We start from the raw sequence: 26,166 nt of genomic DNA, 5'->3' as shown, positions 1-26,166 counted from the left end.
CGCGGACGCCGGGGGGCCGGGGTGTCGCTCGTCGCGTTCTCCGCGGCGGGATCCGGCGTCGGTGGGTTGAACGTCGGTCGTGGGGAGCGGCTCCGCCGGGCCTTGGCTGCGGGCTCGCGACGGGGCGGATCGCTCGGCGGCTGCTCCTGCATATCGATGGAGCGTAGCCGTGGACGTGAGCTGGCACACGACGGAAACGCGGTGGCGAGGGCCGGTCCGGGTATCCGCTTTGCCCCGGGCGGGTGCGGGCCTGTATCCTCGGGCGCGGTGACCTCGGGGTCACCAGGGAGACTTCGCCTAGTCTGGTCTATGGCGCCGCACTGCTAATGCGGTTGGGGTCTTAAAGCCCCTCCCGGGTTCGAATCCCGGAGTCTCCGCGCGAAAGCCGGTTGTGTAGACTGGCCGAGCACCAGGCGCCCGTAGCTCAACGGATAGAGCATCTGACTACGGATCAGAAGGTTAGGGGTTCGAGTCCCTTCGGGCGCACTTCACGATCAGGGCCGTGACCAGCGGAAACGCGGGTCACGGCCCTGATCGTTTCTGCGAGTTGGCGCTGACCGGTGCGTCTACGTGTCGGCTGGTGAACGCGCCCGCCGTGCTCAGCCGGCCCCAAGGTGCGGGGGCGGCGTCGACACCGTCGAACGCGTGTCAGCCGGGGGCGGTCGCGGGCGACCAGTCGTTCCTTTCCGGAAAACTTCCGGAAAATCGTTGACGTGTTCGAAACGCCGCTGCAATACTCCGAACGCGTCGACATCAATCTCGGTCGATTGAATCCATGCGTCGTCAGGTGTCACCCGTCCCAAGGAGGACCTGCGCATGTACGCCAGCATCGGCGGCTCCCGCCGTCCGTCCGTCCCCCGAACATCGCGTCTCACCCGGTTGGCCGTGCTCGCCTCCACAGTGGTGCTGAGTGCCGCCGGCCTCGCGGTCGCCGCCACTCCGTCCAGCGCCGCCACCTGCAACGGGTACGTCGGCCTCACCTTCGATGACGGGCCGACCGGCAGCACCAGCGCACTGCTGTCCGTGCTGCGCGCGAACGGCGTACGGGCGACCATGTTCAACGTCGGGCAGAACGTGCAGAGCAACCAGTCCGCCGCGCGGGCCCAGGTCGACGCGGGCATGTGGGTGGCCAACCACAGTTGGAACCACGCGCACATGACCTCGATGAGCCAGAGTCAGATGCAGTCGGACCTCTCCCAGACCAACTCGGCGATCCAGTCGGCGACCGGCGTCCGGCCGCAGTTGTTCCGCCCGCCCTACGGGGAGACCAACTCGACCCTCCAGTCGGTCGCCGCGTCGCTCGGCCTGCGCCAGGTGATCTGGGACGTCGACTCCCAGGACTGGAACGGCGCCAGCGTCAGCCAGATCGTCTCCAACGCCAGCCGCCTCCAGGCCGGCCAGGTGATCCTGATGCACGACGGCATCCAGAACACCCGCGACGCGATTCCCCAGATCATGGCCAACCTGAGCAGCCGCAACCTCTGTCCGGGCATGATCTCACCGAGCACCGGCCGAGCGGTGGCCCCGGACGGCACTCCGCCGCCGACCGGCACGCCGACCACTCCACCTCCCACCGGCGGGTGCACGGCGACGGCGACGACCCCCAACGTCTGGGGTGACCGGTACAACACCTCGGTGACGGTCCAGGGGGCCAGCAACTGGACCGTGGTCGTGGCGGTGACCGCGCCGCAGCGGATCGTCACCACCTGGAACGGCTCCCCCAGTTGGGACAGCACCGGTTACGTGATGACGATGCGGTCCAACGGCAGCGGCAACACCTTCGGCTTCACCACGATGATGAACGGCAACAGCGGCGCCAGGGCCCAGGTCCGTTCCTGCACCGCGGGCTGATCCCGGTGGCCCGCCCAGGCCACCGAAACGGCTCAGGCGGGCGTGGTCGACCGGGTGCCCCTACGGTGAGCTCCAGCTGACCCTGGACCGTAGGGGCACCCGGCCGAGGCTGATCTCGATTCCCTTTCTGCTCGACCGGGTTTCCGCAGCCTTCTGGTCACGGGTCATTCCGCCGGATCGTGGCCTCGACTCCCCATCAGGTCGGCCGACCGGCCCCGTGCGGATCCGATGCCCTTGCAAAGCAGAATCATGATGTACGCGTGGCGTGGCGTGCGCGAGAGGCACCGGACCGCCGGCGCGGGCGGAGACCCGGGAATTCAGCACGGATTGGTTGGTCCTTCGCGCTCCTTGCCGGCTATGCGCTGTGGAGCTGGGCCGTGCACGGCTGGGCCGCTGCCCACGGCTGTGGCGCCTTGCTCGACGGATGGCGTCCCTGGTATCTCGCCGTCGCCGCTGTGACCTACTGGCCACCCGCGTACCTCCTGTGGTGGTGGATCTACCCCGGGGCAGGAGTCGTTCCATGGATGCGCGAATGACGACGATGTGATGTGCGTCGAGCGGGAAGGCGTTCACTGCGTGATCGCGGTCGCCTCCAGTTCCACCAGCACGTCGGGCTCGAACAGGTGGTCGACCCCGATCAGTGAGGCCGGCGGAAGCGGCCAGGGCAGGCCGAGTTCCTCGACGACCGACTCGACACCGGCCATGAACGGCCCGATCTTGTCGGGCGTCCAGTCCGTGACGTAGAAGGTCAGCCGGACCACGTCCTCGAACGAGGCATCGGCACCGGCGAGAGCCCGGCCGGTGTTGCGCAGCACCTGCGCGACCTGCCCGGCCAGGTCCCCGGGTGCGACAGGTGAGCCGTCGCCCAGTCGCGCGACCTGGCCGCTGACGTGGATGTGACGGGTGCCCGTGCCCACCGCCACGTGGTGGTACGGCGTGTTCGGCTGAAGACCCTCAGGGCTGAACCGGGTGACAGGCATCGTTTCTCCTCCGCAGGAAAACATAGGTTTACCATTGATACCTAGTTGACGGAGGACACTTCAAGGAGACCTGGTTTCATGGGCGATACCGCCACCCCCGGTGCTGCCGAGCTGCGCATCGACGCACCGCACCGCGAGCTGCTCGATCAGGTGCTGGACAAGTGGTCGCTGAGCGTCCTGAACGAGCTGTGCGAGCGTCCGTGCCGCTTCAACGAGCTGCGCCGCGCGATCCCGGCGGTGACGCAGAAGTCCCTGACGGCGACCCTGCGGCGACTCGAACGCAACGGCATCGTGGAACGGCACGTCGTGGCGACGCGCCCGGTCGCGGTCGAGTATCGGATCACCCCGCTGGGCAAGACCCTGCGTGCGCCGATCGACGTCCTGCTCGAATGGGCCGACGCGCACATGGTGCGGATCGAGCAGGCCCGTCGGGCATTCGACGAGATGGAGTGACACCGGGGCGGCACCGTACGGTCCGCCCCGGTGCCAGGTGTCACTCGCAGACCGTGCCGTCGTTGTCCCGGTCGATGTACCAGTAGTACTCGGGATCCTTGCCCTGCCGGTACGGGCCGTACCCGTTGGCGTTGGCCTCCTTGCAGGTGCTGAAGCGCGGGTCGTTGCCGCTGCCGCCCGAGTTCCCGCCACCGCCCGTGCTGCCACCGCCGGTGCTGCCGTTGCCGCCACCCGGCTCACATGCCTCGCCGTCGAGGTCGCGATCCAGTCCGGTCCGGTACCCCGGCTGGCCGCGCAGCAGCGGTGCCTTGCCGGCTGCGCGTACGGCATCGCAGTTCTTGTAGTAGACGGCGGGTTTCGTGGTCCTGCGCGGGCTCGGCTTCGACGCGGGCTTCGCGGTGGTCGGTGCGGCCGTGGTGGGTGACGGCGACGGCTCCGGCGACACCGTGCCGGCCTCGGGTGCGGGGGCCGTGGTGGTGGGCACCGCCACGGTCGGCACCTCCTGGGCCGCCGCCCTCTCGGGCGATCCGCTCGGCTCGGAAGCGGAGCACCCGGTCATGCCCAGCAGCGCGCCGCAGCAGGCGAGGCCGAGGAACGCCTTGATCGCAGCCGACCGGCGGCTCCACCACAGTCGTGTCGGTCGCGCGAACGGGATGCCGGCTTCATCGGGCAGCAGCGCCTGTTCGCGCCGCGGATTCTGGGGAGGGAGTTCGGTCACAGCGGGCAGTGTGGAGCGACGTGTCCGCCGGGGAGTGTCGCTGAGCCGACAGACCGGCCCTTACCGGTGCCATGAGTGACGAAGCGGTCGGTGCCGGCCGGAGCATCGGCATCGACGCCGCGGATGATCGGATCCGGCGCCTCGCCGAACGGCCGACGGCGAGGCACCGCGAGCGGGATACCCGCCGATCAGGGGGTGAGCGGGGTGAACAGCTTGTTGGCGGACCGGCCGACCGCGCCGGTGAGTGTCGCGTCGATGCCGCCGCCGACGACTCCGCCGACGAGCGGTACGGCCTTCGCCAGCGTGATCACCGCCCGCTTCGTGCCGTACTTGGCGAGCAGCATGAACCCGAGCTTTTGATTGATCTTGCGGATCAGGTCGATGGAGACCTTCCTGATCGCCTGCTCGGTGAGCTTGACGCCGATCTGGGCCCCGAGCGCGCTGAGCGTCGACTGGATGTTCGAGCCCACCGCGACGAGCGGGATCATCGCCTGCGTGTGCGGGTCGTCGAGGTCGTAGCCACGCAGGTAGGCGATCGCTCCCGCCAGGCGGACGTTGATGACGAGCGCCCCCGCGACGTTCGCGGGCAGCGTGATCGGCAGGGTGAGGAAGCCACCCAGACCGGTGACGAACCCGGCCGACCCGGCGGCCATGACCGACTCCTTGATGAGCCGTCCGATCACCTTGTCGACGTCCTCTGCGGGGGTGCCGCCGCGATTGCCGAGCAGGGAACTGTCGTACCTGTCGCCCTGCACCGCCCGCAGCCGGGACTCGGCCCAGGCCGCCGAGCCGGTCACCGGGCCGATGCCGTTGCGCACCACCTTGTTGACGGTGTTGACCAGCGCCAACGCGGTACGGCTCGTCTTGTCGTCGTCGTTGTCCCCGGGGGCGGGCTGCTCACTGTCGAGCCGCGATTCGGCGGTGTCGTCCATGGCGAATCACTCCAGCCGTATCGATCACCGCTGTCAACACGACTGTCGTCCGTCGGTCACGGCCGTCCGTCGACAGTGGATCAAGCGTACGGCCGGCCCGTGAGCCGTCCCGCCGCCGCCAGCCGCTCGACCGCCGCCCGGTGAGGAACCGCGTGACTGGTACGGCCGCCCACGCCGGTCGTGGTGACGGCGGTGAACAGCGAGTTGAGCAGCGCCTCCTCCACCGCGTCCAGTACGGCGGCGAACACCGGATCGATCGCGGCGTCCGGGATCGGCTGCTGATCCGACGTGGTGAACGCGATCGCGTAGTCCCCGCTGGTGTTGCTGAAGGACGCACCCACCCGGGCCATGGCGAACACCGCCCGGCGGGCGAGCCGCCGGAGCTGTCGCGCGTCCAGCGGTACGTCGGTCGCCACCACGATCATGCACGAGTTGCCCGGTGGCTCGGTCCGGTCGGCGGCCGGGACCAGCTCGTCCACCGGTAGCGGTACGCCGAGCGCGGTGAGGACGCCGCCGAAGTTGGACTGGACCAGCGCGCCGACCGTCTGCGTGCGGCCGGCGGCTCGGACCGTGCGGGACGAGGTGCCGATGCCCGCCTTGTAGCCCAGGGCGGTGGTGCCTGCGCCGGCCCCGACACAGCCCTCGACGGGGGGCCCGCCGGTCGCTCCCGCGACGGCGGCCAGCACGTGGGCGTCGGTGATCGGGCGGCGGCGGATGTCCGACAGGTGCCCGTCGTTGGTCTCACCGACCAGCGGGTTGAACGACAGCCCGTCCGGCCGGCGCTCCATCAGGTGCCCGAGCAGCGCGTCCGCCGCCCGGAACACCGACAGCGTGGCGGTCAGCACGACCGGGGATTCGAGTACGCCGAGCTCGTCCACCTGGGTCGAGCCGACGAGCTTCCCGTGGCCGTTGCCGGCGTACACCGCGGCGGGCAGCGTCCACCGTCCGGGGCCGAGCTGTTCCGGCACGATCGCGGTGACGCCGGTGTGCAGGTCGGCGCGGTCGTCGACGGTGGCGTGGCCCACCAGGACGCCGGGGACGTCGGTCATCGCGTTGTGCGGCCCGGTGGGCAGCGACCCGACGACGATCCCGAGGTCCCGGGAGCGGCGGCCGGCCTGGGTCACGCGTCTGGCAGCGACGCCCGGATCGCCTGCGCCAATCCGGTCGGGGAGTAGTCGTCGGGGACGCCCTCGACCAGGATGATGTCGCCCTCGATGTGCCGCGAGCGCAGCGGCGCGATCTCCTGGTAGGCGGGCGAGTCCCACCAGGCCCGCGCCTCGGCGATCCCCGGGAAGCCGAGCATCACGACCGCGCCGGGCCAGGCGCCCTCCTTCACCTCGTGCGGCGTGGCGTGCACGAGGAAGCGACCGCCGTACGGGGCGAGGGTGGCCGGGAGTCGCTCGACGTACTCGGCGATGTCCCGGTGTGGGGCGGCGTCCTGGAGGTGGGCGATGACGTACGCGGGCATGGCGTCCTTCCGGCCGTCGGGCTCCAAACGTTGATCTTCGCACGGCGGTGAGCATCCGCGCTCGCCCGCGACGGCCGGCCGGTCAACCGCCGGCCGCGACGGCCGCGACGGCGGCGTGCGGGCGGTGGGCGTCGTCGTCCAGGCGCGTCAGGCGCTCGACCTCGGCGAACCCGGCCTGCCGCAGCCGCGCGGAGAACTCGTCCAACGGCCAGCGGTACGCGGTGGCGACCTTGTGGTCGAAGGCGCCCACCTCGTCGCCGACGAAGATGCCGGCCACGAGCCGTCCACCCGGGACGATCGCGCGGCGGAACCCGGCCAGCACCGCGTCGAGGTCCGGCGGCGGGAGGTGGATCAGCGAGTACCAGGCGAGGATGCCCGCGACGGAGTGGTCGGGGACGGCGAGGTCGTCCAGCGACCCGAGCCGGTACGCGCCGTCCGGATGCGTCGTCCGCGCGTGCGCGACGAACTCGGGAACCATGTCGATCCCGGTGGCGTCGACGCCCAGCGAACGGAGGTGGTCGGTGAGGTGGCCCGGTCCGCATCCGAGGTCGAGCACCGGGCCGGTCCGGCCGGTCAGGTGGCGGCCGATGAGGGCGAGGTCGTCCGCGTGGACGTGGCCGGTGGTGCCGAACAGTTCGATGTAGAGCGGCGCGACCGCGCCGTACGCCTGCCGTACCCGTGTGTTGTCCACCCGTCGACCATAGCGGCCGGGGCGCCGTGGCCGCATTTACCGGATGAATGAGATGAATGAATGGAAAAGTCGTCGCAAAGCTTCCGCCCGGTGAGGAATCGATAGCTTTCCGTCACTGAAGTTTCTATCCTTGAAGAATCCCGATCGCCAGCAGCGGAAGGGGCGGCATGCCGCGCCGTTCGAGCCTCAGCTATCGAGATGCGTTACGACTGCTGGCCCCCGGCAGCGCGCGCATCACCGAGACCGACAAGGTCGTCAGCGCGGGCATCCTGGGCGCCGGCGCCCTCTCCAAGGGCACGGCGCTCGCGCTGCTCGGCCCGAAGAACGCGCTGATGCAGCTCGTCCGGGACGCCACCGGAAACCAGGCCGGGCGTATCCGGGCGACCGGCGGGAAATCGTATTACGAGCTGCTGGAGGCCAGCCACACCGTGCTGGCCCTCTCCGCGTTCTTCGACGGTTTCCGCGACGAGGTCGGGCCGGGTTTCGACAGGCTGGAACTGACCGACGAGGAAAAGGTCGGCATGGTGCCGGCCGAGCGGCGGCACCACACGCTTCCGCAGGAGATCGACGGCGGCTACTTCCCGCTGCCCTCCTCCGTGCACGGCATGGACGACACCCGGCGGGACGTCGAGGCCGCCTACGTAAAGCTGTACGACGCCACGATCGCGTTCTGCGAGGGCCTCGCCGCCTGGCCGTCGGTGCGGCGCGGGCTCGACCTCACGTCGATGCGCTCCCGCGTCGTGGGCCGGGCCATGTGGCACTACGAGGACCGCTTCGACCGGCTCGCCGCCGACCTCCCCGAGTTCGGGTTCCGGATGCTCCGGCAGGCGATCGAGCACAACCTGATCGACAACCGGACGCTGACCACCGAGGTCTCGGCCCGGCTGGACGCGCTGGCGCAGCTCTACCGCAACCTCGCCGAGCTGTCCGGCCCGGTGGCCCCCGACCGGCCCGACCTGCTCCGCGAGTCCCTCGACCGGCTCACCGGCTCGCTGGCGGCGGTGTTCCGGCAGCCGCTGCTGCGGATCAAGGACGTCGACTTCCACCTGCGGCTGCCGGATGTGGACAGCGGCTTCATCAGCCCTGACTTCCGGGCCGCCGAATACGGCAAGCACACGTCACCGGAGCGGGAGCGCTGGTGGGAGGACCAGCCGCGCCGGGGCGACCTCGTCGGGTTCCTCTCCGAGTACCTGACCGACCCGGCGAGCCTGCACCGTCCGCTGCTGCTCCTCGGCCAGCCGGGCGCCGGCAAGACCTTGCTGACCAAGGTCATCGCGGCCCGGCTGCCGGCGAGCCGGTTCACCGCGATAGTGGTGCCGTTGCGCCGGATGTCCGGGGACTCGTCGCCGACCGAGCAGATCGAGGCCGCGATCGAGCAGGTGATGGACGAGCGCATCCGCTGGGCGGACCTGCGCCGGGCCACCGAGCACACCACTGTCGTGGTGATCTTCGACGGCTTCGACGAACTCGTCCAGGTCACCGGTACGGCGCACTCGCAGTACATCGACCGGGTGGCCGAGTTCCAGGAGGCCCAGTGGGACCTGGGCTACTCGGTCATCCCGATCATCACCTCCAGGATCCTGGTGATGGACCGCGCCACTGTGCCGCAGGGCACCGTGCTGGTCCGGCTGGAGGATCTGACCGACGCCCAGGTGACGGCCTGGCTGGCCGCCGTCAACGCGGCGAACGAGGACCGGCCCGGCTACCGCCGCCTGTCCGCCCGGGAACTGCTGTCGCACGGCGAGCTGGCCCGCCAGCCGCTGCTGCTCACGCTGCTGGCGATCTACTACAACGAGCACTGGGCCGACCGCCGTCCCGGCGCAGCCATCTCCCGGTCCGACCTGTTCACCGGCCTGCTCACCGCGTTCATCAGGCGGCAGGTGAGCGAGAAGGCGCCGCGTGCCCTGCCGCACCACGAACGGGAGGCCCGCGAGCACCAGTTGCGGCGCGACCTGGCGATCACCGCGTTCGCCATGTTCAACCGCAACCGGGAGCTGGTGAACCGGGCCGCGCTCCGCGCCGACCTGGGCTGCTTCGGTTCCGGGGCCGGCGACGGCGCCCGGTTCGAACTCGGCGACGTGCTCGGCCCGGAGCAGCTGGTCACCGCCGCCTTCTTCGTCGTGTACGGCCCGGACGACGTGCAGGGCGAGGACGCCCGCCGCACGTACGAGTTCCTGCACACCACCATCGGCGACTTCCTGATCGCCGAGTACGTGATCGGCGCGCTGCGGAGCCTGGCCGAGCTGCGGCGGCACACCCGCAGCCCGGCCGGCTTCGGCTACCAGCTGGACACCGGTCAGTTCCGGGCACTGCTCTCCCACCAGCCGCTGGTCAAGCGGGAGGCGCTGGTCGAGTTCGCGCGGGATCTCAGCTCCCGCCACCCGGAGGAGCGGGACGCGATCGTGGAGACCATCGCCGGCCTGCTGGCCGAGGCCCGGCAGCGGACCGACCTGGCCGGCGTCGACGGCTACCGGCCCGCCCCGTACGACCCGGTGCGGCTGCTCGCCGCGTACACCGCGAACCTGGTCGCGCTCGCCGCGCTCGTGTCACCCGACGGCGTACGCCACACCGACCTGATGGACGAGGCGACCTGGATGTCCACCGTGCGGCTGTGGCGGGCGGGGCTGGACGAGAAGGGCCAGCTCGCGATGATCAGCTGGCTCAACCGGGACGCCGACGGCCGGATCATCGCCGAACGGCGGCGCGAAGGCCGGGGGGAGACGGTGAACGTGGCCGCCGAGGAGGCGCGGCTGCTCGGCGACATCACCACCTACGGGCAGTTGCAGGCGGGCGCGCGGACGTGGCGCGGCCAGCAGCCGGACAGCTTCGAGGCCGGCCGGTTCCACGCCGACCTGGTGTCACTCGCCACCCGCCGCTGGCCGGTGCCGTCCCTGCACCAGCTCATCCTGTACGACGAGCGCAGTTACCGGCGGCTGTGGGCGCGCGCCGTCGAGTCACCGGAGGCGGTGTCCAGCACGAGCGCCACGGTCCTGCTGGAGTGCCTCGCCGAGGACGGCGCGCAGTTGCCCCGCGAGGTGGTGTGCGGGCTGACCCGGGTGGCGCTGAGCCGCCTGCCCGACTCGCCGACCGCGCCGCCCGAGCTGATCATCTCGTGCCCGTACCTGATCGACGAGTTCCCGGAACTGGTCGACTCGCTCGGCACGACCGACGACCACGCGGTGCTGCACGCGCTCATCCTGCGGCACGGGCTCCATCGGCTTCCCCAGCGGTACGTGCCCCGGGTCCGCCGGGTGCTCGCCGACATCGAGGACCGGCTCGCGGAACTGCCGCTGGAGGACGGCGTGGTGTCGGCCGAGATGGCCGAGCAGTTCGCCGCCGCGCGGGTCGACAACCGCACCGCGCTGTGGCTGCTGATGGCGCTGAACGAGTACGCCGAGCTGGCCTGGCCGAAGATCCCGCCGAGGACGATGCACGCCCTGCTCGCGCACCGGCTGCCGGACGAGTTCCTCGACGAGGCGAGCCTGTGCCGGCTGCTCCTGGACTACCTGCGGGCCTACGACCGGGTGCCGGCCGAGGTCTCGCTGGCGTCAGCCCTCGACACGCTGCGCGTCCTCGCCGCGTCCGACCCGTCCGCCGGCCGGTCCAACCGAACCGGTCAGGCCGGCCCGTCCGATCACACCGGCCAGATCCCGGCCGCCGAGGCGGTCTGACCACGCCGCCCGTGCCGTCACCACCCGTTCGGAGGCCCCGATTGGCACACTCGCCCCGGCACCGAGAGCACATCGTCCGAACGGGAAGGAGGAACCTGGCGGTCGACATCGCCGGGGCGGAACGCGGCTGGCCCGTGTTCCTGATGCACGGCACGCCCGGCAGCCGCAACGGTCCACGACCACGGTCCATCGTGCTGCACCGGCTGGGCGTACGGCTGATCTCGTACGACCGGCCGGGTTACGGCGGTTCCAGCCGGCTGCCCGGCCGCCGGGTCGCGGACGCCGCCGCGGACGTCGCGGCCATCGCCGACGACCTGGGCCTGGACGGGTTCTCGGTGGTGGGGCGCTCCGGCGGCGGCCCGCACGCCCTGGCCTGCGCCGCGCTGCTGCCCGACCGGGTACGGCGGACCGCCGTCCTGGTCGGTCTCGCACCGGCCGGAGCGGCCGGGCTGGACTGGTTCGGCGGCATGACCGACGCCAACGTCCGCGACTACGGCGCCGCCGAGCGCGACGTGCCGGTGCTCGCCGAGCAGTTGCGGCTGCGGGCCGAGCGGACCATGGACGATCCGGGCTCGCTGCTGGCGCTGCTGGTCGAGCAGATGACCGAGGCCGACCGCCGGGTGGTGGCCGGGGTGCCGATCCGCCGGCAGCTCACCGACGCCTACGCCGAGGCGCTGCGCCAGGGGCCGCACGGCTGGATCGACGACGTCCTCGCGTTGCGCGCCGACTGGGGCATCACGCTCGCGGACATCCGGATGCCGGTCCGGCTGTGGCACGGCGCCGACGACAACTTCGCCCCGGCCAGCCACACCCGTTGGCTGGCCGAGCAGATCCCCGGCGCGCAACTGCACGTGCAGCCGCGCAGCGCGCACTTCGGCGCGGTGGAGGTGCTGCCGGAGATCCTCGCCTGGCTGGCCGACCCGGTGGAGCGCGCCGCGGTCAGATCGGATGCGGGTCGATGATGCGCCGCTGCAACCGGCTCTCCCGGGCGGCCTCGACCGCCGGGTGGTTCTCGCCCAGCCGGTAGGTCAGCTCGCGGGTGACCGCCTCCAGCTCCGCGCGCCGGCCGCTCTCCACCCGCTCCTGCATCACCACCAGGTTCGCCCGGCAGCGCAGCGTGTTCGTGTGGTCGCGGCCGAGGATCCGGACCAGCCCGTCGTGCGCGCGCCGCAGCAGGCTCAGCGCCTCCAGGTCCGCGGCCTCCCGGCCGTCCGGGGGGTCCGGCTGTTCGGCGATGCAGATGCCCTGGTTCATCCAGCCGGAGAGCGGGTACGGGTGCCCGCTGCCCAGCACACCGGCCAGCGCGTCGGCGGACCGGCCGGCGAGCTGCCGGGCCTCGGCGAAGTCCCCGGCGCGGCGGGCCACCATGGCGAGGTTGACCATGCAGACCAGGGTCAGCGGGTGCATCGGGCCGAGGTTGCGCTGGTAGATGCGGTGCACCTCGGTGAGTTCCCGGCTGGCGCGCTGGAACAGGTCGACGGTGAGCAGGTTGATCGACAGGCTCAGCCGGCAGGTGAGCGTCTCCGGGTTGTCCGGACCGAACCGTTCGTTCAGCAGCTCGTACGCGGCTTCGAGGAGCTTGCCCGCCTCCACCGCGTGCCCGGCCGCACGCAGCGACACCGCCAGGTTCGTCTGCGTCCGCAGGGTGATCAGGTGTTCGGCTCCGGCGGTGTGCAGCAGGTCCCGGTGGACGCTGCGCAGGCGGGTGACGGACTGCTCGAAGTCGCCCGCGTCGCGCATGTCGATGCCGACGTACGCGGAGGACGCGAGCGTGTCCGGGTGATTCTCCCCGAGGATCGCGCGGCGCCCGGCCAGCACCATCTCGTCGTTCTTGCGGGCCTCCCGGAAGTCGCCCATCAGGCGCTGGGTGCTGGCGAGGTTGTTGAGCGCGGCGAGGGTACGCGGGTGCTCCTCGGTGAAGTTCCGCTTCCAGGCGTTGAACGTGATCTCGTCCAGGCGCAGCGCCTCGTTGTACATGCCCATGCCGCGCAGGTCGCGGGCGAGCCCGCCGGCGGTCATCAGCGTGTGCGGGTGGTCCTCGCCGAGCAGTTCCCGCTGGGCCGCCAGCACCTCCTCGTCCAGCGCCCGGGACTCGGTGAACTGCCCGAGGAAGGCGAGGATGTTGGCGAGGTTGAACTGGAGGTGCAGCAGTTGCCGGCGCAGGTCGTCGCGTGCCCGCGGGTCGGTCTCCTCCGCCAGCATCTGCTCCCAGGTCTGCGCGACCTCCTGCCCGAGCCGCCGGCCGGTCTCCAGGTCGCCGCGCAACTGGAGGTAGCGGACCCGGTCGATCATCAGCGCCCGCACCTCCACCTTGCGGCTCAGCGGCGCCTTGGACGCCTCCAGGTGCGGCCAGATGACCCGGAACCGCGGCCACCCGTCGGGGTCGTCGACCTCGCCCTCGGGCCGGGCGGCGGCGAGCACCAGGTGGACCTGCTGGCGCGCCTCGTCGAGTTCCGCCTCCGTCATCCGGGACCGGACGGCGTGCTGGAGCAGGCGGTGCATGAGCACCAGGCCGCCCCGGCCCCGCTCGCCGCCGGACGGGTTCTCGGCCCGCAGGTCGACCCGAACCAGGGCGAGCCGGTTGGCCTGCTGCACCAGTTGCTGGCGGACCAGCCTTTCCTTCGCCTGCGGGTGGAACGGCACGAGCGCCTCGGCGAACTCGTCACTGTAGACCAGGTCGGCGGAGATCTCCGGCGCGAACACCGAGCAGAGTTGCAGCACCCGGTAGGCGGCCGGGTTGCGGGTCCGCAGGTGGTTGAGGGACAGCTCCCAGGTGGCCTCCACGGAGACGTTGCTGTTCGGTTCCATCACCGCGCCCGGACCGAACTTGGCGATCTCGGTGAGGTAGCTGTCGACCGAGTGGCCGGTGTCGGCGAGCCAGGCCGCGGCGGCGGTCACCGCGATCGGCAGGTCGCCCAGCAGGGCGGCGATCCGGTCGGCCTGGTCGACGCGCATGTTCGGCACCCGCTCGGTGAGGTGCTGGATGCTCTCCGCGCGCTTGAACACGTCGACCTGGACGGTGGTGGCCCGCTCGACCCACTGGAGGTTCCGGGACGTGATCAGGACGTGGCCCTTGCCGTCCGGCACGTACGGCAGGACGCCCTCGATCTCGTCCGCGTTGTCCATGATCAGCAGCCAGCGGAGGTCGGTGCGGCGCAGCGCCTGGAGCACCAGCCGGGCGTTCTCCCGGTTCGATTCCGACGAGGGTACGCCCAGGTAGGGCGCGAGGTCGCCGATCGCCGACTCGATGAACGGCACCTGGTCGGCGTCGATCCACCACACCATGTCGTACGCGGCGCGGTAGCGGTGGGCGTACTCCAGCGCGAGCTGGCTCTTGCCGATGCCGCCCATGCCCTGCAACGCCACCGGCCCGGTGCCGGAGAGCACGACCTTCGGGCTGCTGCGCAGCAGCGTCCGAAGCTCGCGAAGGTCCGCCTCCCGGCCGGTGAAGCGCTTGTTGCGGCCCGGCACCTCGAACACCGTGTTGTCGCGGCCGGGGAACCGGGGACCGGTGGGCAGTTCGAGGTCGGCCGGGACGCCCTCGCGGCCGACCAGGCGCAGGATCCGCGCGGCGGCGGTCCGCGCCTCCAGCCCGGCCACCGAGACGGTGTGCGCGGCGGGCACGTTCGCCAGGCGCCGCACGTCCGCCACGTAGACCACGAGCGGCACCTGGTCGGGCGAGCGGTCCGGCGCGGCGAGCACCGCCTCCTCGTTGGCGTTCGCCTCGGAGACGATGATCAGCTCCCGGGCCGTCCGGGGCGCCTCGTCGTCGGTGAACCACGGGTCGGTCACCCGGACGTCGGCCGAGACCAGCAGGTGACCGATCCACTCCGCCCACACCCGGTCGTACGGGGCGTGCCGGAGCAGGATCTCGTTCTCCACCGAGTTGGAGGTACGGGTGAACCGGGCGTTGACCCGCTCGCGTACCGCGCTGCTCATCGGCGGCAGCGACTCCACCTCGCCCCGGGTGATCTCCCGGGCCAGCACCTCGTACGCGGACAGCAGCGACCCGTTGACGCCGGGCTGGTCGGCGAACGTGGCGAGCAGTTCCTCGTACGCGTAGAACGCCTGGTAGGGCACCTGCATCCGGGCCCAGTACCGGTCCCGGTCGGCCTCGCTCATCCCGCTCGGCAGTCCGCTGAAGCGTTGCCGGGCCACCGCCCGCCCGGTGTCCGCCTTGACCTTCTCCGCCGGGTCGATGCGCATCGGCACGGGCAGCACCCGGATCCGCCGCGACCCGTAGCGGTGCTCGACCAGCCGCGCCACCTTGGCCGCGCCGGTGATGCCCTGCTCGCTGAGGGTGAAGCAGGTGACCAGCACGTCCGGCAGCTGGATGGTGCAGATGTCGGCGACGTCGGAGAACCCGGTACGGCTGTCGATCAGCACGTAGTCGTAGTTGCGTTTCATGTCGGCGCGCAGCGCGTCGAAGAAGTAGCCGCCGCCCTGCCGCTCGTAGAACTCGTCCCAGTTCATCCCGGCGAGCGCGCCCGCGTAGTCGTTGTTCTGCTGGCCGGCGCCGAGGAAGTCGAGCGTGCCGTCACCGGGGAAGTTGGACCAGTTCAGCGAGAACGAGTATTTGTGCACCCGGGCGTACTGCTCGTGCCAGCGGTCGTCGCCCTTGTCCTGCTTGGTGGTGGTCGCCCACTCGTACTCCCGGATCAGGTCGATCACCCCGCCGGTGCTCTCCAGCGCGTCCCGGTCGATGAACGGCGCGAAGAAGCGCGACAGGCCGGGGGACTCCAGGTCCCAGTCGACGGCGAGGACCCGCTTGCCGTTGGCGGCGAGGATCCAGGCGACGTTCGCCAGCGCCATCGTCCGGCCGGTGCCGCCCTTGTAGGAGTAGAAGGTGACGACCTGTCCCTCGCGTCGGGTCATGTGTCCACTCCCTCGTCGGGCGGCGGGTTCTCCCAGAGCCGGGGTTTGCTGATCGGCCGTCCCGGCGGCGGGTAGGCCGGTCTCGCCTCCAGGTAGCGGCGGCGCATCCGGTCGACCAGGCCGTGGATCCCGGCCCGCCAGTCGTCGTACGTGGTGACGGCCAGCGGGCGTGCCGCGGCCGGGATGATCGCGATGGCCCGGTCGAGCAGCACCGCCGCGTGGGAGCGGCGGCCGGGCGACGAGTCCTCGATGATCACCACGACGCCCACCCAGCGGTGTAGCGAGGCGACGGCCGCGCGGACGGCCTCCGCACCGTCCGGCGTCTCGACCACCCGAGGATCGATCATGAGTACGCCCGGGCAGCCCCGGAACAGTCCGGCGTCGGGGACGAAGTCGCGGACGTCGATCGGCATCCGCAGCCGCTGCACCGCGTCGGTCACGTCGTCGACCACCGGCGGCCGGTCGCGGAACGGGCGCCATCGGCCGGCGTGCGTGTCGGACCGCCCGTTGAGCCGGCCCGGGTCGGCCGGTTCCTCGGGCGCGATCACCACCGCCCGGAACGGCACCTCGCTGGTCGGGGACGACGGCAGGTCGGTCGGGCCGGTCGGCGGCTCGGCCGGTTGCAGCGGCGTCTGCTCGGCGGTGTCGACGATGTGCTGGGCGAGCCGGCCCAGCACCTCCTTGTAGGCGTGCTGGAACTTCTGGAGCCGGCAGAGCGCGCTCATCCCGTTCGCGGCGTACGCGTCCACGTCGGAGGCCATCGCCACCGCCCGGGCCTGGTCGGGCGCGTGGACGGCGGCGGGCGACGGGATCCACAGGACCGGCAGGATGTTGTCGCCGTCGGGCGGTCGGCCGGCCCGGATCAGCCGTTGCCGGAACCACTCCCGTTCCCGGCGCGAGTCGTCCCGGTTGAGGTAGTCCGGTGAGTACAACGGCACGAACACCTCGGCCTCGGCCAGTGCGCTGCGTTTTCGTTCCGTCCGGTCGTCCGGCGGCCGCACCATGAAGTCGGCGAAACCCTGCCGGCGTAACCGGTCGCCGGGCCGGCCGTCGATCGCCAGGTTGAGATCGTGGTAGAAGCGGCGGACCCAGTGGTCGCCCGGGGTGCGGTCGTTGTGCGTCGGCGGAGGGACATAGCTGAGGAAGAAGTAGGGCGGGCCCGGGAGCGCGGGCCGCTCAGAGGTCACGACGACACGACCGTTCCACGGGAAGAGCGCCTGACCCCCCACCATCAATGATCACGCGTTGCTCCCCAGTCGACACGACACGGCGTCTATCGATCAGGGTAGAGAGGTTGCGCTCGGGTTACCAGGCCCTCACCGTCCGATGTGGGCGTCCATCCACGCCACGGCGGCGCGTACCGCGTCGGATATCGGCAGCAGCCGGGCCGGCGCGTCACCGACCGTGCCGTGCCGGGTGAACGCCGCCCGGTCCAGGTCCGCGCCGATCTCGCTGAACAGGGCCGCGTCGAGGTGCGGCGCCTCGAAGTCGAGCCGTTCCCGGCGGCCGTCGCGCACCACGTAGCACCGGTACGGACGCCGCCGCGGCGGGCGGCGCAACCGGTACTCGGCGAGGTGCAGCGCGGTGCATGTCGCATAACCGACACCGAGCAGAAGCGTCCGGGCGCCGGCCGCCTCCAGGGCGGCCAGCGGGGACCGCTCCCCGAGATGGGAGTCCAGGTCGTGGACGCGCATCAGCTCCTCCGCCCGGGGCCCCCACGCGCTGAACGACGTCTGCGGGTGCCGGCTGCGGACCGCGCCGGGCAGCCGGCGTACGTGCTCGGCGAACGCGCCGACCCCGAACGACGGCGTGACGGCCGGGTCGAAGCCGGGCATCCGGTCCTCGTACGCCAGGCGCTCCTCGTCGGTCAGCCCGGCGGTGGCGGCGCGGTACGCGGCGCTGCTCACCGAGTTGTCCGGCGTCTGCGCCGGGACCACGACGGTGCCGGCCGGACCCACGGCCGTGCGCAGCGCCGCGGCCACGGCGCCCGCCCCACCGTCGACCGGTCCGAGGGCGCGCAGGGAACAGTGCACGAGCACCACGTCACCGGGGCCGAGCCCGAGCGCGCGCAGGTCGGCGGCGAGCGTGCCGGCCCGGTACGCGGCCCGGGCGGCGGTCACGACGGCCACCCGGACATCGAGCGGGCGACCTGCCGGACCAGCCGCGAACCGGCCGGGGTGAGCGCGTCCGCCCGTTGCAGCGCGCCGATCGCCTCGGCCGTCCAGTCGCGGTACCGGCGGTAGACGGCCTGCGCGCCGTCGACCTGACGGTCGGCCCGGATCCGCCAGATGCCGGCCACCGCCGCGTGCGCGTAGATGCCGTGCAGGACGGCCTCCGCGGGACGCGGATCGGGCCGCCAGCCCACTGTGATGTCGATCGGCCGGGTGCCGTCGACCAGGTCGCAGACGTCCAGCAGGGCGTTCATCTTGCTGTGCTGGAACTCGTGCACGAGCAGCACCGCGAGCGATCCGGCATCGGTCTCCGTGGCCGCGACACCGCCGAACGCCTGCCGCGCGGTCGACGCCTCGCTGACACCGGCGCCGCTGCGCCGCAGCGGCACCACGGCCCGCAGCCCGGTACGCAGTTCCTCGGCGTGGCCCGGAACCTCGTCCCGGATCACCTGCCACGCCGCCGCGAACGTCTCGGCCCAGCGGGCGGCGCCGGCGTCGTCGAGCCGGTCGCCGGCGGGCAGCCGGTGGCAGTCCCGGTGCGGGTCGCCGTCCTCCAGCAGGACGCTCACGTCCGGCGCGGCGAGTACGCGGGTCGGCCACCACCTCGGCGCGTCCCCGGGCGCTCCGGGGCGGACCGTGACCGTCACGTCCCCGGCGGTCACCCGCAGCGAACCCGGGCCGGTCTCGACCCGGGCGGCGCCGTCGCCCACCTCGGGCAGCAGGACCGTGCCCACTGTGGGCAGGTGCAGGCGGCCGGACCGCACCGGCACGTCGAGGCGTACCGCACTGCCGGCGTCGAGCGCGGCGGCGACGGCGATCGCGGTCAGGTAGTCCGGTCCCTGCCGGGCGCCGGTGCCGCTGCCGGCGAGGCAGTCGACAGCCCACGCCCGCACGTACGGATGGGCCGCGATCCGGGCGACGGAGTCCGGCGCGCTGCGGTCGAGGGCGGTCAGCGCCGCCCAGCCGTCGGCTCCGGCCCCGTCGGCCGGCAGCCGGTCGGCCACCTCGGCGAGCAGCGCGCGGACGATGGCGATCTGTGCCTCCACGAGCCGGCCGATGGCGACCCGGTCGCCGGTCAGGGCCGCGAGGCGGTCGATGAAGTCGTCGGGCAGGCCGGCGTCGAGCCGGACGGGTGCTGGTGGGTTCTCGTTCACGTGCACGATCAGCTCTTTCAGATCGGCGCAGTAGACACTCGGATGGTCGAAGTGCCCGGCGCCGTACCGGTGGGCGAAGAGACCGCCGCCGCACTGGTCGACCACCGGGCACCGCCGGCACTCGTCGCTGAGCCCGGCCCGGCCGGAGCGGCGGCGGGCCAGGAGCGGGCTGGCCGCCACGTCGTCGGCCGGGTGCGAGAAGACGGTCATGCCGGTGGCCGGCGCGCCGTCGTACGCGGTCTTGAGCGAGTCCGCCTGCTCCCACTCGCCGTCCGTCTCGATCACCGCCAGGTCGACCGGGTCGAGGCCGAGCCACTCCGTGCCGCTGGGTCCGCCCGCGGCGGTGGACAGCAGCGAGTCGAAGAGGCGGACGGAGACCGGCCGGCCGTCCGCCCGCCAGCGGTCGTAGACGGCGCGCAGCCAGTCCGCGTACGCGGTGCCGCCGCCCGCCGGCCGCCACGGCGGGTCGTCCCAGGTGGCGTGCGGGAGCAGGAAGTCGATCCGCGGAGGCTCCTGGGCGAGCAGCGACTCGTACACCGCGATCGGGTCGTTGCGCACGTCCACGGTGCACAGCAGGCCGGAGTAGATCCGCCGGTACGCCGGGCGGCGCAGCAGGGCGAGCGCGCGGAGCACCTGGTCGTAGCTGCCGGCACCGGACCGGAAGCGCCGGTGCCGGTCGTTGGCGGCCCGGTCGCCGTCGAGCGACACGCCCACCGCGACGTCGTGGCCGGCGAGCAGGTCGCAGAACCGCTCGGAGAGCAGGACGCCGTTGGTCTGCATGCCGAGCCGGAGCCGGGTGACCGGGTCGATGACACGCCGGAGGTCGGTGAGCACCTCGCCCAGCCGCTCGGCGCCGAGCAGCAGCGGTTCCCCGCCGTGCAGGATGACAGTGACGTCCGGCAGGTCGTGGGCCGCGGCGTGTTCGGCGATCCGCCCGGCCGCGGCCCGGAGCACGTCCGGCGTCATCCGTACCGGGCGGCGCCGCCAGCTCTGGTCGGCGTGTTCGTAGACGTAGCAGTGGTCGCACGCCAGGTCACACCTGGCGTGCACCTTGAGGACGAACTCGGTGAGCGCCGCGCGGGCGGGCCCCGGGGCCATCGCGGATCAGATGAACGACGAGAACTTCGCCGCCGCGATCCGGGTCTGATCGAGGTGAGCCGCCATCACCCGGCGCACGATGGGGGAGATGTCCGCGGCGGAGAGCCGGTCGAGCGGCTCCGCGCGGACCCTGCCCAGCGAGACCGGGGGCTCATCCTGGCGCAAGGGTGCGGTTGTCATGAGTCTTCCTTAGGTTCGTGTACGCGCCGGCCGAGCACAGCGGCGACGGCCAACCTAGTGGCTTCAGGGATCCAGCGCCATCGACCCACCGGTGGGGAGACGGTTCTTTTTGGACGGTTCGCCGGCCGGCGTCGTCGTCGCCCGGGGGAGCGACCGTAAGGGATCAATTATGCGCCTTTTTGCCCATCTGGACCACGAATCGAAAGTTCAGACTTTGCCAGAAATCGTCCACCCCGATCCCCTGGTCAGCCGAGGGACCGGGGTGGACGAGCGGCTCAGACGGCCGGGCCGCTCCCGGACGGCGTACCGAGGTGGATGCCGACGTCGGCCGGCTCGGTCATCTGGTCGTACGCCCTGGTCCGGAGCCGGTTGGTCTGCACCTCGCCGTCGAGCAGCGCCGCCCGCAGCGCCTCCGCGTCGCTGATCTCCTTGGCGGTCACCGCGTCGGCCGCTGTCGTGGCCCCCTGCACCACCTCCAGGTGGGTGCCGTCGGTGGGCATCAACTCGGTCCACCTCGCCAGGCAGTACACCCGCTCCGGCACGTCCTGGCACTCGGTGGTCAGCTCGGGCATCTCGTCGCCGGTGCCGAGGTGGCCGGTCCGGTACGTCGTCAGCTCGTCCACGAACGCCGCCAGCTCGCGCTCCACCTGCGGCGCCAGGCTGGTCGCCACCACCTTGCCGAAGATCCACCGCAGCGCGGTCAGCTCCATGCCGGCCCGCACCGGCAGGTAGAGCTTCGCCCAGCTCGCGTTGACGAAGTCACCGGGGTCGCGCTCCGGGGCGCGGGCGTCACCCCCGGACCACCAGCCGGGGTACGCCACGAACGACGCGCGCTCCCAGTCGAAGACACGGTGCCAGAAGTCGATCTCCCACGCCTCGTCCCGCACGCTGGCCGGGAAGTGCGCCTCCACGATCTGCGAGACCATCTCGTTCACCGGGGAGAAGCCGGCCCGCAACCGCGCCTCGAACTCGTCCCCGGCCGTCTCCGCCGCCGCCATCGCCTCGTCGCGCCGGTCCTGCCACTCCTGGAGATCGGTCAGGTAGCCGGCGACGAGCGCGTTGTACGCCGCGTCGTCGGCGGTCTGGTCCACCACCGTCGGGGTACGCCGGAACCCGGCGGCGAGCTGCACGTCGGCACCCGGACCGGCCAGCCAGCTCCGGGCGCCGACGTGCACGCGTACGCGCAGCACCGCCCGGCCGTCCGCCTCGGTGACCACCGGCACGCCCACCACCCGGGCGGCGATCGCGTCCGGCGGGCGGCGGGTGATCAGCGTGAGGTTCCGCCGGATCGTGTCGATGTCGCCGTCCCACTCCCAGCCGGCGTCGAACGCGACGTCGACGTCGTAGTCCGCGCTCATGTCCCCGGTGAATCCCCACTTGTCGAGCGTGACCACGGGGGAGTACACGACCCGCGTCTCCACAGCGGCGGGCGCGCCACGCGGCGGGCGCTCCGGCTTCACCGGCATCGGGGGCAGCGCGGCGACCGCGTTGTCGCGGATCCGCCGGCGCCCGTCGGTGATCTTCTGGGCGAAGGCGAACGCCGGATCCTTGATCGTGGGAGCCCAGCAGACCCGTGCCCCGTACCGCTCGTGGGCCAGCTCCAGCCGTTGCAGCACCTTGAAGTAGTGCAGCGTGATGGGCGTGGCCCGGTTCGGGTTGCGGACGGTGCGCTTCGAGGAGGATTCCGTACCGGTCTCGCTGACCAGCTTGAAGTCGGTCTTGTGCTGGGTGCGGTAGCGCGCCGCGACCTTCGAGGTGGCGGTCCGGCTGTCCTTGACCGCGCGGCGGCTCGTCTCCTGGCTCGCCGCGGTGACGCTGGTGGCGAAGCCGATGGTGTGGCTGGCGTTGAAGGTGCCCCAGACGCCGGTCGGGCTGGTGTACTGGCCGGTGTGGCTCGCGTTGAGCCCCCAGGTGTCGGTGAGCGACTTCTGCCGTTCGAAGCCCTCCTGGAGTTCGGTGGTGAGCGCGCTGGTCAGCTCGACGTCGGTCTGCTGCTCCGACTCGTTCTGCTCCTCCAGGGTCAGCTCGCGCTTGGTGTAGGTGCGCTGCTCCAGCACCGCCTCCTCGCCGGGGGCGAGCGCCAGCGCGTAGACGTGCTCGCCGAGCGCGAAGCCCACCGGCCGGATCCGGGTACGGTCGAGGAACGCGATGCCCACGTCGGACTGGAGCAGGCCGGCGAGGAACTCCGCCTGCTGGTCGCCGAGGAGCGTCTGGCGTCGCGCCGGCGGCTCCCGGTACGACATGCCCGAGTCGGCGCCGGGCAGCGCCTCGGTGGCGGCGTCCAGCTCGTTGGCCTTCCACAGGTCGGCCAGGCCGAGTTCCTTGAGCAGGTGCGGCAGCCGGTCGCCGTCGAGCCCGCCGTAGCGGATCGCCTCGATCAGCGCCTGCTTGACGTAGAACGGCAGGATGGGCGTCTCGCCACCGCCGAAGGTGAGCCGGACCGGTACGAAGTAGTTGGAGTAGACGTACCGGTCGGAATGCGCGGTGCTGAAACCAAGCGTCGCCGGATCGGCGTCGGCGACGACGACTCTGCCCATCGGTGCTCCTCTACAGCGGCAGTTCGAACAGGGCGTGCAGCCCCCGGTACGTCATCTCGTGCGAGGTGACGAAGAACCCGGGGAACAACTGGCTGAGGGCGGCCTGGCGGACGACCGTCTCGCGTACGGCGTGCGCGGTCAGCTCGTCGAGGCCGGCGACGACCTCGGCCGGCACACCGCCCTTCGCGGCTCGCCGGTACGCCTCCGCGATCGCCTCCCAGCGACCGTCGAACGTCTCCCCGAGGTCGTCGGCGACAGTTCCCCAGGTCTTCTCGAAGCGCTCCAGCTTCGTCGAGGAGGTCCAGTCGACGTTCGTGACGCGGGCCACCTCGGGGTCGACGAGCAGCAGGTCGGAGCGGAGTTCGCCGACCGTGGTGGACGCCTTCCACCGGAACCGTTCGGCGAGGTGGGTGGCGAGCGCCTTCTCCGCCCCGGTCGCGGCCGGGTTGCCGGTGAACCCGACGAGCCGCAGCAGCAGATCCCGGTCCGGGTGGCCGAGCAGCATCTGGGCGACCGTCCGGCGCAGCACCGCCTCGGATCCGCGCAGGGCGGGCGCCAGCTCCGGGTGGCCCGCGCGGACCGCCTCGACCACTGTCGCCAGCGACTTCTCCGCGAACGGTTCCAGACCCGGTGACCGGCCGACGAGCTGCGCGACCTCGGCCGCCATCCGCCGGTGCACCTGCTGGCCGAGCCGCCACGGTTGCGCCTGCCCGGCCTTGCGCAACGCGCGGAACTCCTCGTACGCGGCGGTCTGGAGCGCCCGGTTGAACGCGGTGGTCAGCCGCTGTTCCAGTTGCCGGGCGATGGCCGCGCGCACAACGGTGGCCTGGATGTCCCGGGGTGTCTTCGGCGGCTTCAGCTCGCGCAGGTCCTCGACCCGCTTGATGATCTCGTCGAGCGCCTCGGTCAGCTCGGCCCGGGTCGCCGCCCGGCCGGCCGACGACACCGTCTCCGACATGCTCGCCATCAGTACCGGCCGGCCGTCGAGGCTCACCAGCGCGCCGAGCCGGGTGCCCGCCCCGGCACCCGCGAACGCCTCGGCGTGCGCCGCCTGGTTGAACACGGTCAGGGTGAGTTCGGCGTCGACGAGCAGCGCCCGGCCCTGCCGGAACAACGCGTCGAGCACCTTCGGTGGGAAGAGCGTCCGCAGCACCGCCAGGCCCACCCGGGGTGTGGCGGCGATCGCCGCCCGGCCGATCGCCACCAGCAGCGCGGCCGTCTGGGCGGTCATCAGGCGCGCCTCCCGGGCGCCGGCGAGCAGCAGCGGCACGTACCGGACGGCGGCGCGCACCGCGACGCCGCCGAGCAGCCGGGCGAGCTGCACCAGGCCGGTGAGCACCTGGTACAGGTCGCCGGCGACGCGGCCGAGCAGGCGCCCGGCGGCGAACGGGTCGAGGTCGTCCAGGTGCCGGGCGAACTGGGCCGCCCAGCCGCGCCACAGCGCCAGCAACCGTTCCGGGATCGTTGCCGGGTCCAGCGCGGCGACGACCCCGGCCAGCGTCTGGCGTACGACAGTGGCCTGGTCTGCGAGACGCCGGACACCGGCGCGCGGGTCGACTGTGAGCACGATGAGCGTGGTGAACTGCTCCTGCTGGAGACGGCCGATCAACTGCACGAGCTTGCCGAGGTCGACCACCACCGTCGCGACTGACTCCCCGACGCCGACGGCGAAGCCGTCCAGGAACAGCTTCGGGTTGATCCCGTTCCAGGCCGCGTAGTGCCGCATCGCGTCGAGCAGCGCGGGGTCGAGACCGAGCAGGTGGCGGCGGAACGCGCCGTCGGAGTCGACGTCGGAGGCGGCCAGGTCGAAGAACGCCTCGGCCAGCCGCAGTCGCGCGAGCATCGAGACCAGATCCCAGACGTTGTCCGGGGTGATGCGGCCGGTCATCGCGGCCAGCACCCGCTCGCGGGTCATCGAGCGCGTGGCGTGCGCGTCCGTCCAGTACCGGATGGTCAGCGCGACGAACTCGACCCGTGGATCCTGGGTCCGTACGCCGAAGACCGCGGCCCGGTCCTCGACGGACACCCGCGGCACGAAGAACCAGTCCCGGATCATGACGGATTCGTCCGCCGGCTGCCCCAACTCCCCCACCACCCTCCAGCCGTGTGCACTGTCGGGCCGTGGTGCGGGCGGCGGTAGTGCTGGGTCGAGAAGCTGACATGGCCCCGTGGCGTCACGCGTCCGTCAGCCATCGACTGTTACGACTTGACGAACGACGTGTTATCGCTCACAGTCGATGGCACAGGGCGGCGGCTTGGGCGGCTCACCGGGCGGGCGCGACTGGCCGCGTGGCAGGCCGGGTGTGGGATCAGTGCGCTTCGACGGATTGTTAGCGCTCACAACGTGTCTGATCTGAGGGAGGAACATGTTTGCTTTCGGTAGGTCCCCATCGACTGTGTCGCCGCCACGACGGCGCGGATGGCTGCCGCGCGTCGTCGCCACCGGCGCGGCAGCGGTACTCGTCGGCGCCGGCGCCGTGGCGGTCGTGTCCGCGCCCGCCGCCGCCGCGAGCGTCGACACGAACGCCTGGTACGTCCTGGTCAACCGCAACAGCGGCAAGGCGCTCGACGTCTACAACCTGGCCACCAACGACGGCGCGCGGATCACTCAGTGGACGCGCAACAACGGCAACCAGCAGCAGTGGCAGTTCGTCGACTCCGGCGGCGGCTACTACCGGGTGAAGTCACGGCTGTCCGGCAAGGTGCTCGACGTCTACAACTGGTCGACCGCCAACGGCGGAAGCATCGTGCAGTGGTCCGACCTCAACGGGACCAACCAGCAGTTCCGGCTGGCCGACTCCGACAGCGGCTACGTCCGCCTGATCAACCGCAACAGCAACAAGGTGGTGGAGGTGCAGGGCGCCTCGACCGCCGACGGCGGGAACATCGTCCAGTACGACGACTGGAACGGCGCCAACCAGCAGTGGCAGCTCGTCCGCGTCGACGGGGGCGGAGGCAACCCCACCACGCCGCCGCCGACCACGCCGCCTCCGGGTGGCACCTGCAACCTGCCGTCGTCGTACCGGTGGTCGTCCACGGGTGTGCTGGCGCAGCCGCGCTCGGGTTGGGTGTCGCTGAAGGACTTCACCGTGGTGCCGTACAACGGGCAGCATCTGGTGTACGCCACGACGCACGACACCGGGTCGTCGTGGGGGTCGATGAACTTCGGTCTGTTCTCGAACTGGTCGCAGATGGCCTCCGCCAGCCAGAACGCGATGTCGTCGGGGACCGTGGCGCCGACGTTGTTCTACTTCGCGCCGCGCAACATCTGGGTGCTGGCCTACCAGTGGGGACCGACCGCGTTCTCGTACCGCACCTCGACGAACCCGACGAACCCGAACGGGTGGTCGTCGGCGCAGCCGCTGTTCACCGGCAGCATCTCCGGCT

The 26,166-nt window shown here is 71.7% G+C and carries 18 protein-coding genes and 2 tRNA genes; 7 read left to right on the top strand and 13 right to left on the bottom strand.

Annotated features, from left to right (window positions below):
- Window positions 1-286: 286 nt before the first annotated feature.
- The 3 genes from V6U82_RS11920 (at window position 287) to V6U82_RS11910 (ending at window position 1,851) form a co-directional block, all read left to right on the top strand.
- Window positions 287-377 (top strand) — tRNA-Ser (locus V6U82_RS11920).
- A gap of 36 nt (window positions 378-413) precedes the next feature.
- Window positions 414-486: transfer RNA gene (locus tag V6U82_RS11915), tRNA-Arg, on the top strand.
- Window positions 487-816: 330 nt separating this feature from the next.
- Window positions 817-1,851 carry a polysaccharide deacetylase family protein gene (locus V6U82_RS11910; RefSeq protein WP_334460933.1) on the top strand — a complete coding sequence of 345 codons (1,035 nt, stop codon included), beginning with the start codon at window positions 817-819 and terminating at the stop codon, window positions 1,849-1,851.
- 569 nt (window positions 1,852-2,420) lie between these two features.
- Here the strand turns inward: V6U82_RS11910 and V6U82_RS11905 are convergent.
- Window positions 2,421-2,831, bottom strand: coding sequence for a RidA family protein (locus tag V6U82_RS11905; protein WP_128136608.1), 411 nt, complete (start codon window positions 2,829-2,831; stop codon window positions 2,421-2,423).
- 78 nt (window positions 2,832-2,909) lie between these two features.
- Here V6U82_RS11905 and V6U82_RS11900 point away from each other — a divergent pair, with 78 nt between their 5' ends.
- Window positions 2,910-3,284 (top strand): winged helix-turn-helix transcriptional regulator, encoded by a 375-nt coding sequence (locus V6U82_RS11900; protein WP_128136607.1) that lies wholly within the window; start codon window positions 2,910-2,912, stop codon window positions 3,282-3,284.
- 40 nt (window positions 3,285-3,324) lie between these two features.
- Here the strand turns inward: V6U82_RS11900 and V6U82_RS11895 are convergent, their stop codons facing one another.
- From V6U82_RS11895 to V6U82_RS11875, 5 genes are all read right to left on the bottom strand, one after another.
- Entirely contained in the window at window positions 3,325-4,002 is a 678-nt protein-coding gene (locus V6U82_RS11895; protein ID WP_334460932.1) for an excalibur calcium-binding domain-containing protein, read from the bottom strand.
- A 188-nt stretch (window positions 4,003-4,190) separates the two neighbouring features.
- Window positions 4,191-4,934 carry an EcsC family protein gene (locus V6U82_RS11890; RefSeq protein WP_128136606.1) on the bottom strand — a complete coding sequence of 248 codons (744 nt, stop codon included), beginning with the start codon at window positions 4,932-4,934 and terminating at the stop codon, window positions 4,191-4,193.
- Window positions 4,935-5,014: 80 nt separating this feature from the next.
- Window positions 5,015-6,058 carry a P1 family peptidase gene (locus V6U82_RS11885; protein WP_334460931.1) on the bottom strand — a complete coding sequence of 348 codons (1,044 nt, stop codon included), beginning with the start codon at window positions 6,056-6,058 and terminating at the stop codon, window positions 5,015-5,017.
- Window positions 6,055-6,402 (bottom strand): DUF1330 domain-containing protein, encoded by a 348-nt coding sequence (locus V6U82_RS11880; protein WP_334460930.1) that lies wholly within the window; start codon window positions 6,400-6,402, stop codon window positions 6,055-6,057. The genes V6U82_RS11885 and V6U82_RS11880 overlap by 4 nt, the downstream gene beginning before the upstream one ends.
- A gap of 82 nt (window positions 6,403-6,484) precedes the next feature.
- A complete protein-coding gene (locus tag V6U82_RS11875) occupies window positions 6,485-7,129 on the bottom strand; it encodes a class I SAM-dependent DNA methyltransferase (protein WP_334460929.1) in 645 nt (214 codons plus the stop codon).
- Window positions 7,130-7,260: 131 nt separating this feature from the next.
- On the opposite strand from V6U82_RS11875, the gene V6U82_RS11870 reads away from it, so the two are divergent.
- A complete protein-coding gene (locus V6U82_RS11870; RefSeq protein WP_334460928.1) occupies window positions 7,261-10,764 on the top strand; it encodes an NACHT domain-containing protein in 3,504 nt (1,167 codons plus the stop codon).
- Between the two features lie 41 nt (window positions 10,765-10,805).
- Complete coding sequence (locus tag V6U82_RS11865) at window positions 10,806-11,726, top strand: alpha/beta fold hydrolase (RefSeq protein WP_128136602.1); 921 nt, start codon at window positions 10,806-10,808, stop codon at window positions 11,724-11,726.
- Here the strand turns inward: V6U82_RS11865 and fxsT are convergent.
- From fxsT to V6U82_RS11830, 7 genes are all read right to left on the bottom strand, one after another.
- Window positions 11,704-15,639: an FxSxx-COOH system tetratricopeptide repeat protein gene (gene fxsT, locus V6U82_RS11860; RefSeq protein WP_334460927.1), complete on the bottom strand. Its 3,936-nt coding sequence runs from the start codon at window positions 15,637-15,639 to the stop codon at window positions 11,704-11,706. The two genes, V6U82_RS11865 and fxsT, sit on opposite strands and share 23 nt — an antisense overlap.
- The gene (locus V6U82_RS11855; protein ID WP_128136600.1) at window positions 15,636-16,826 is read right to left on the bottom strand and encodes a TIR-like protein FxsC; all 1,191 of its coding nucleotides are present in this window, start codon (window positions 16,824-16,826) and stop codon (window positions 15,636-15,638) included. Before V6U82_RS11855 ends, fxsT begins: the two co-directional genes overlap by 4 nt.
- Before the next feature lie 129 nt (window positions 16,827-16,955).
- Window positions 16,956-17,768, bottom strand: a complete 813-nt coding sequence (locus tag V6U82_RS11850) for an aminoglycoside N(3)-acetyltransferase (RefSeq protein WP_334460926.1) — start codon at window positions 17,766-17,768, stop codon at window positions 16,956-16,958.
- Entirely contained in the window at window positions 17,756-20,062 is a 2,307-nt protein-coding gene (locus tag V6U82_RS11845) for an FxsB family cyclophane-forming radical SAM/SPASM peptide maturase (protein WP_334460925.1), read from the bottom strand. The genes V6U82_RS11850 and V6U82_RS11845 overlap by 13 nt, the downstream gene beginning before the upstream one ends.
- 6 nt (window positions 20,063-20,068) lie before the next feature.
- A complete protein-coding gene (locus tag V6U82_RS11840; RefSeq protein ID WP_181726516.1) occupies window positions 20,069-20,242 on the bottom strand; it encodes a hypothetical protein in 174 nt (57 codons plus the stop codon).
- A 275-nt stretch (window positions 20,243-20,517) separates the two neighbouring features.
- On the bottom strand, window positions 20,518-22,779 hold the full coding sequence (locus V6U82_RS11835) for a hypothetical protein (protein WP_334460924.1): 2,262 nt from the start codon (window positions 22,777-22,779) through the stop codon (window positions 20,518-20,520).
- Between the two features lie 10 nt (window positions 22,780-22,789).
- Entirely contained in the window at window positions 22,790-24,835 is a 2,046-nt protein-coding gene (locus tag V6U82_RS11830; RefSeq protein ID WP_334460923.1) for a hypothetical protein, read from the bottom strand.
- Between the two features lie 310 nt (window positions 24,836-25,145).
- Here V6U82_RS11830 and V6U82_RS11825 point away from each other — a divergent pair.
- The coding region (locus V6U82_RS11825) for a non-reducing end alpha-L-arabinofuranosidase family hydrolase (protein WP_334460922.1) at window positions 25,146-26,166 on the top strand (1,021 nt) is incomplete at its 3' end.

The organism is Micromonospora sp. CPCC 205554, from assembly GCF_036902745.1.
Lineage (GTDB): Bacteria > Actinomycetota > Actinomycetes > Mycobacteriales > Micromonosporaceae > Micromonospora > Micromonospora tulbaghiae.
Note: the sequence above shows the minus strand (reverse complement) of the source record. Positions and strands in the feature narration are given on the sequence as shown.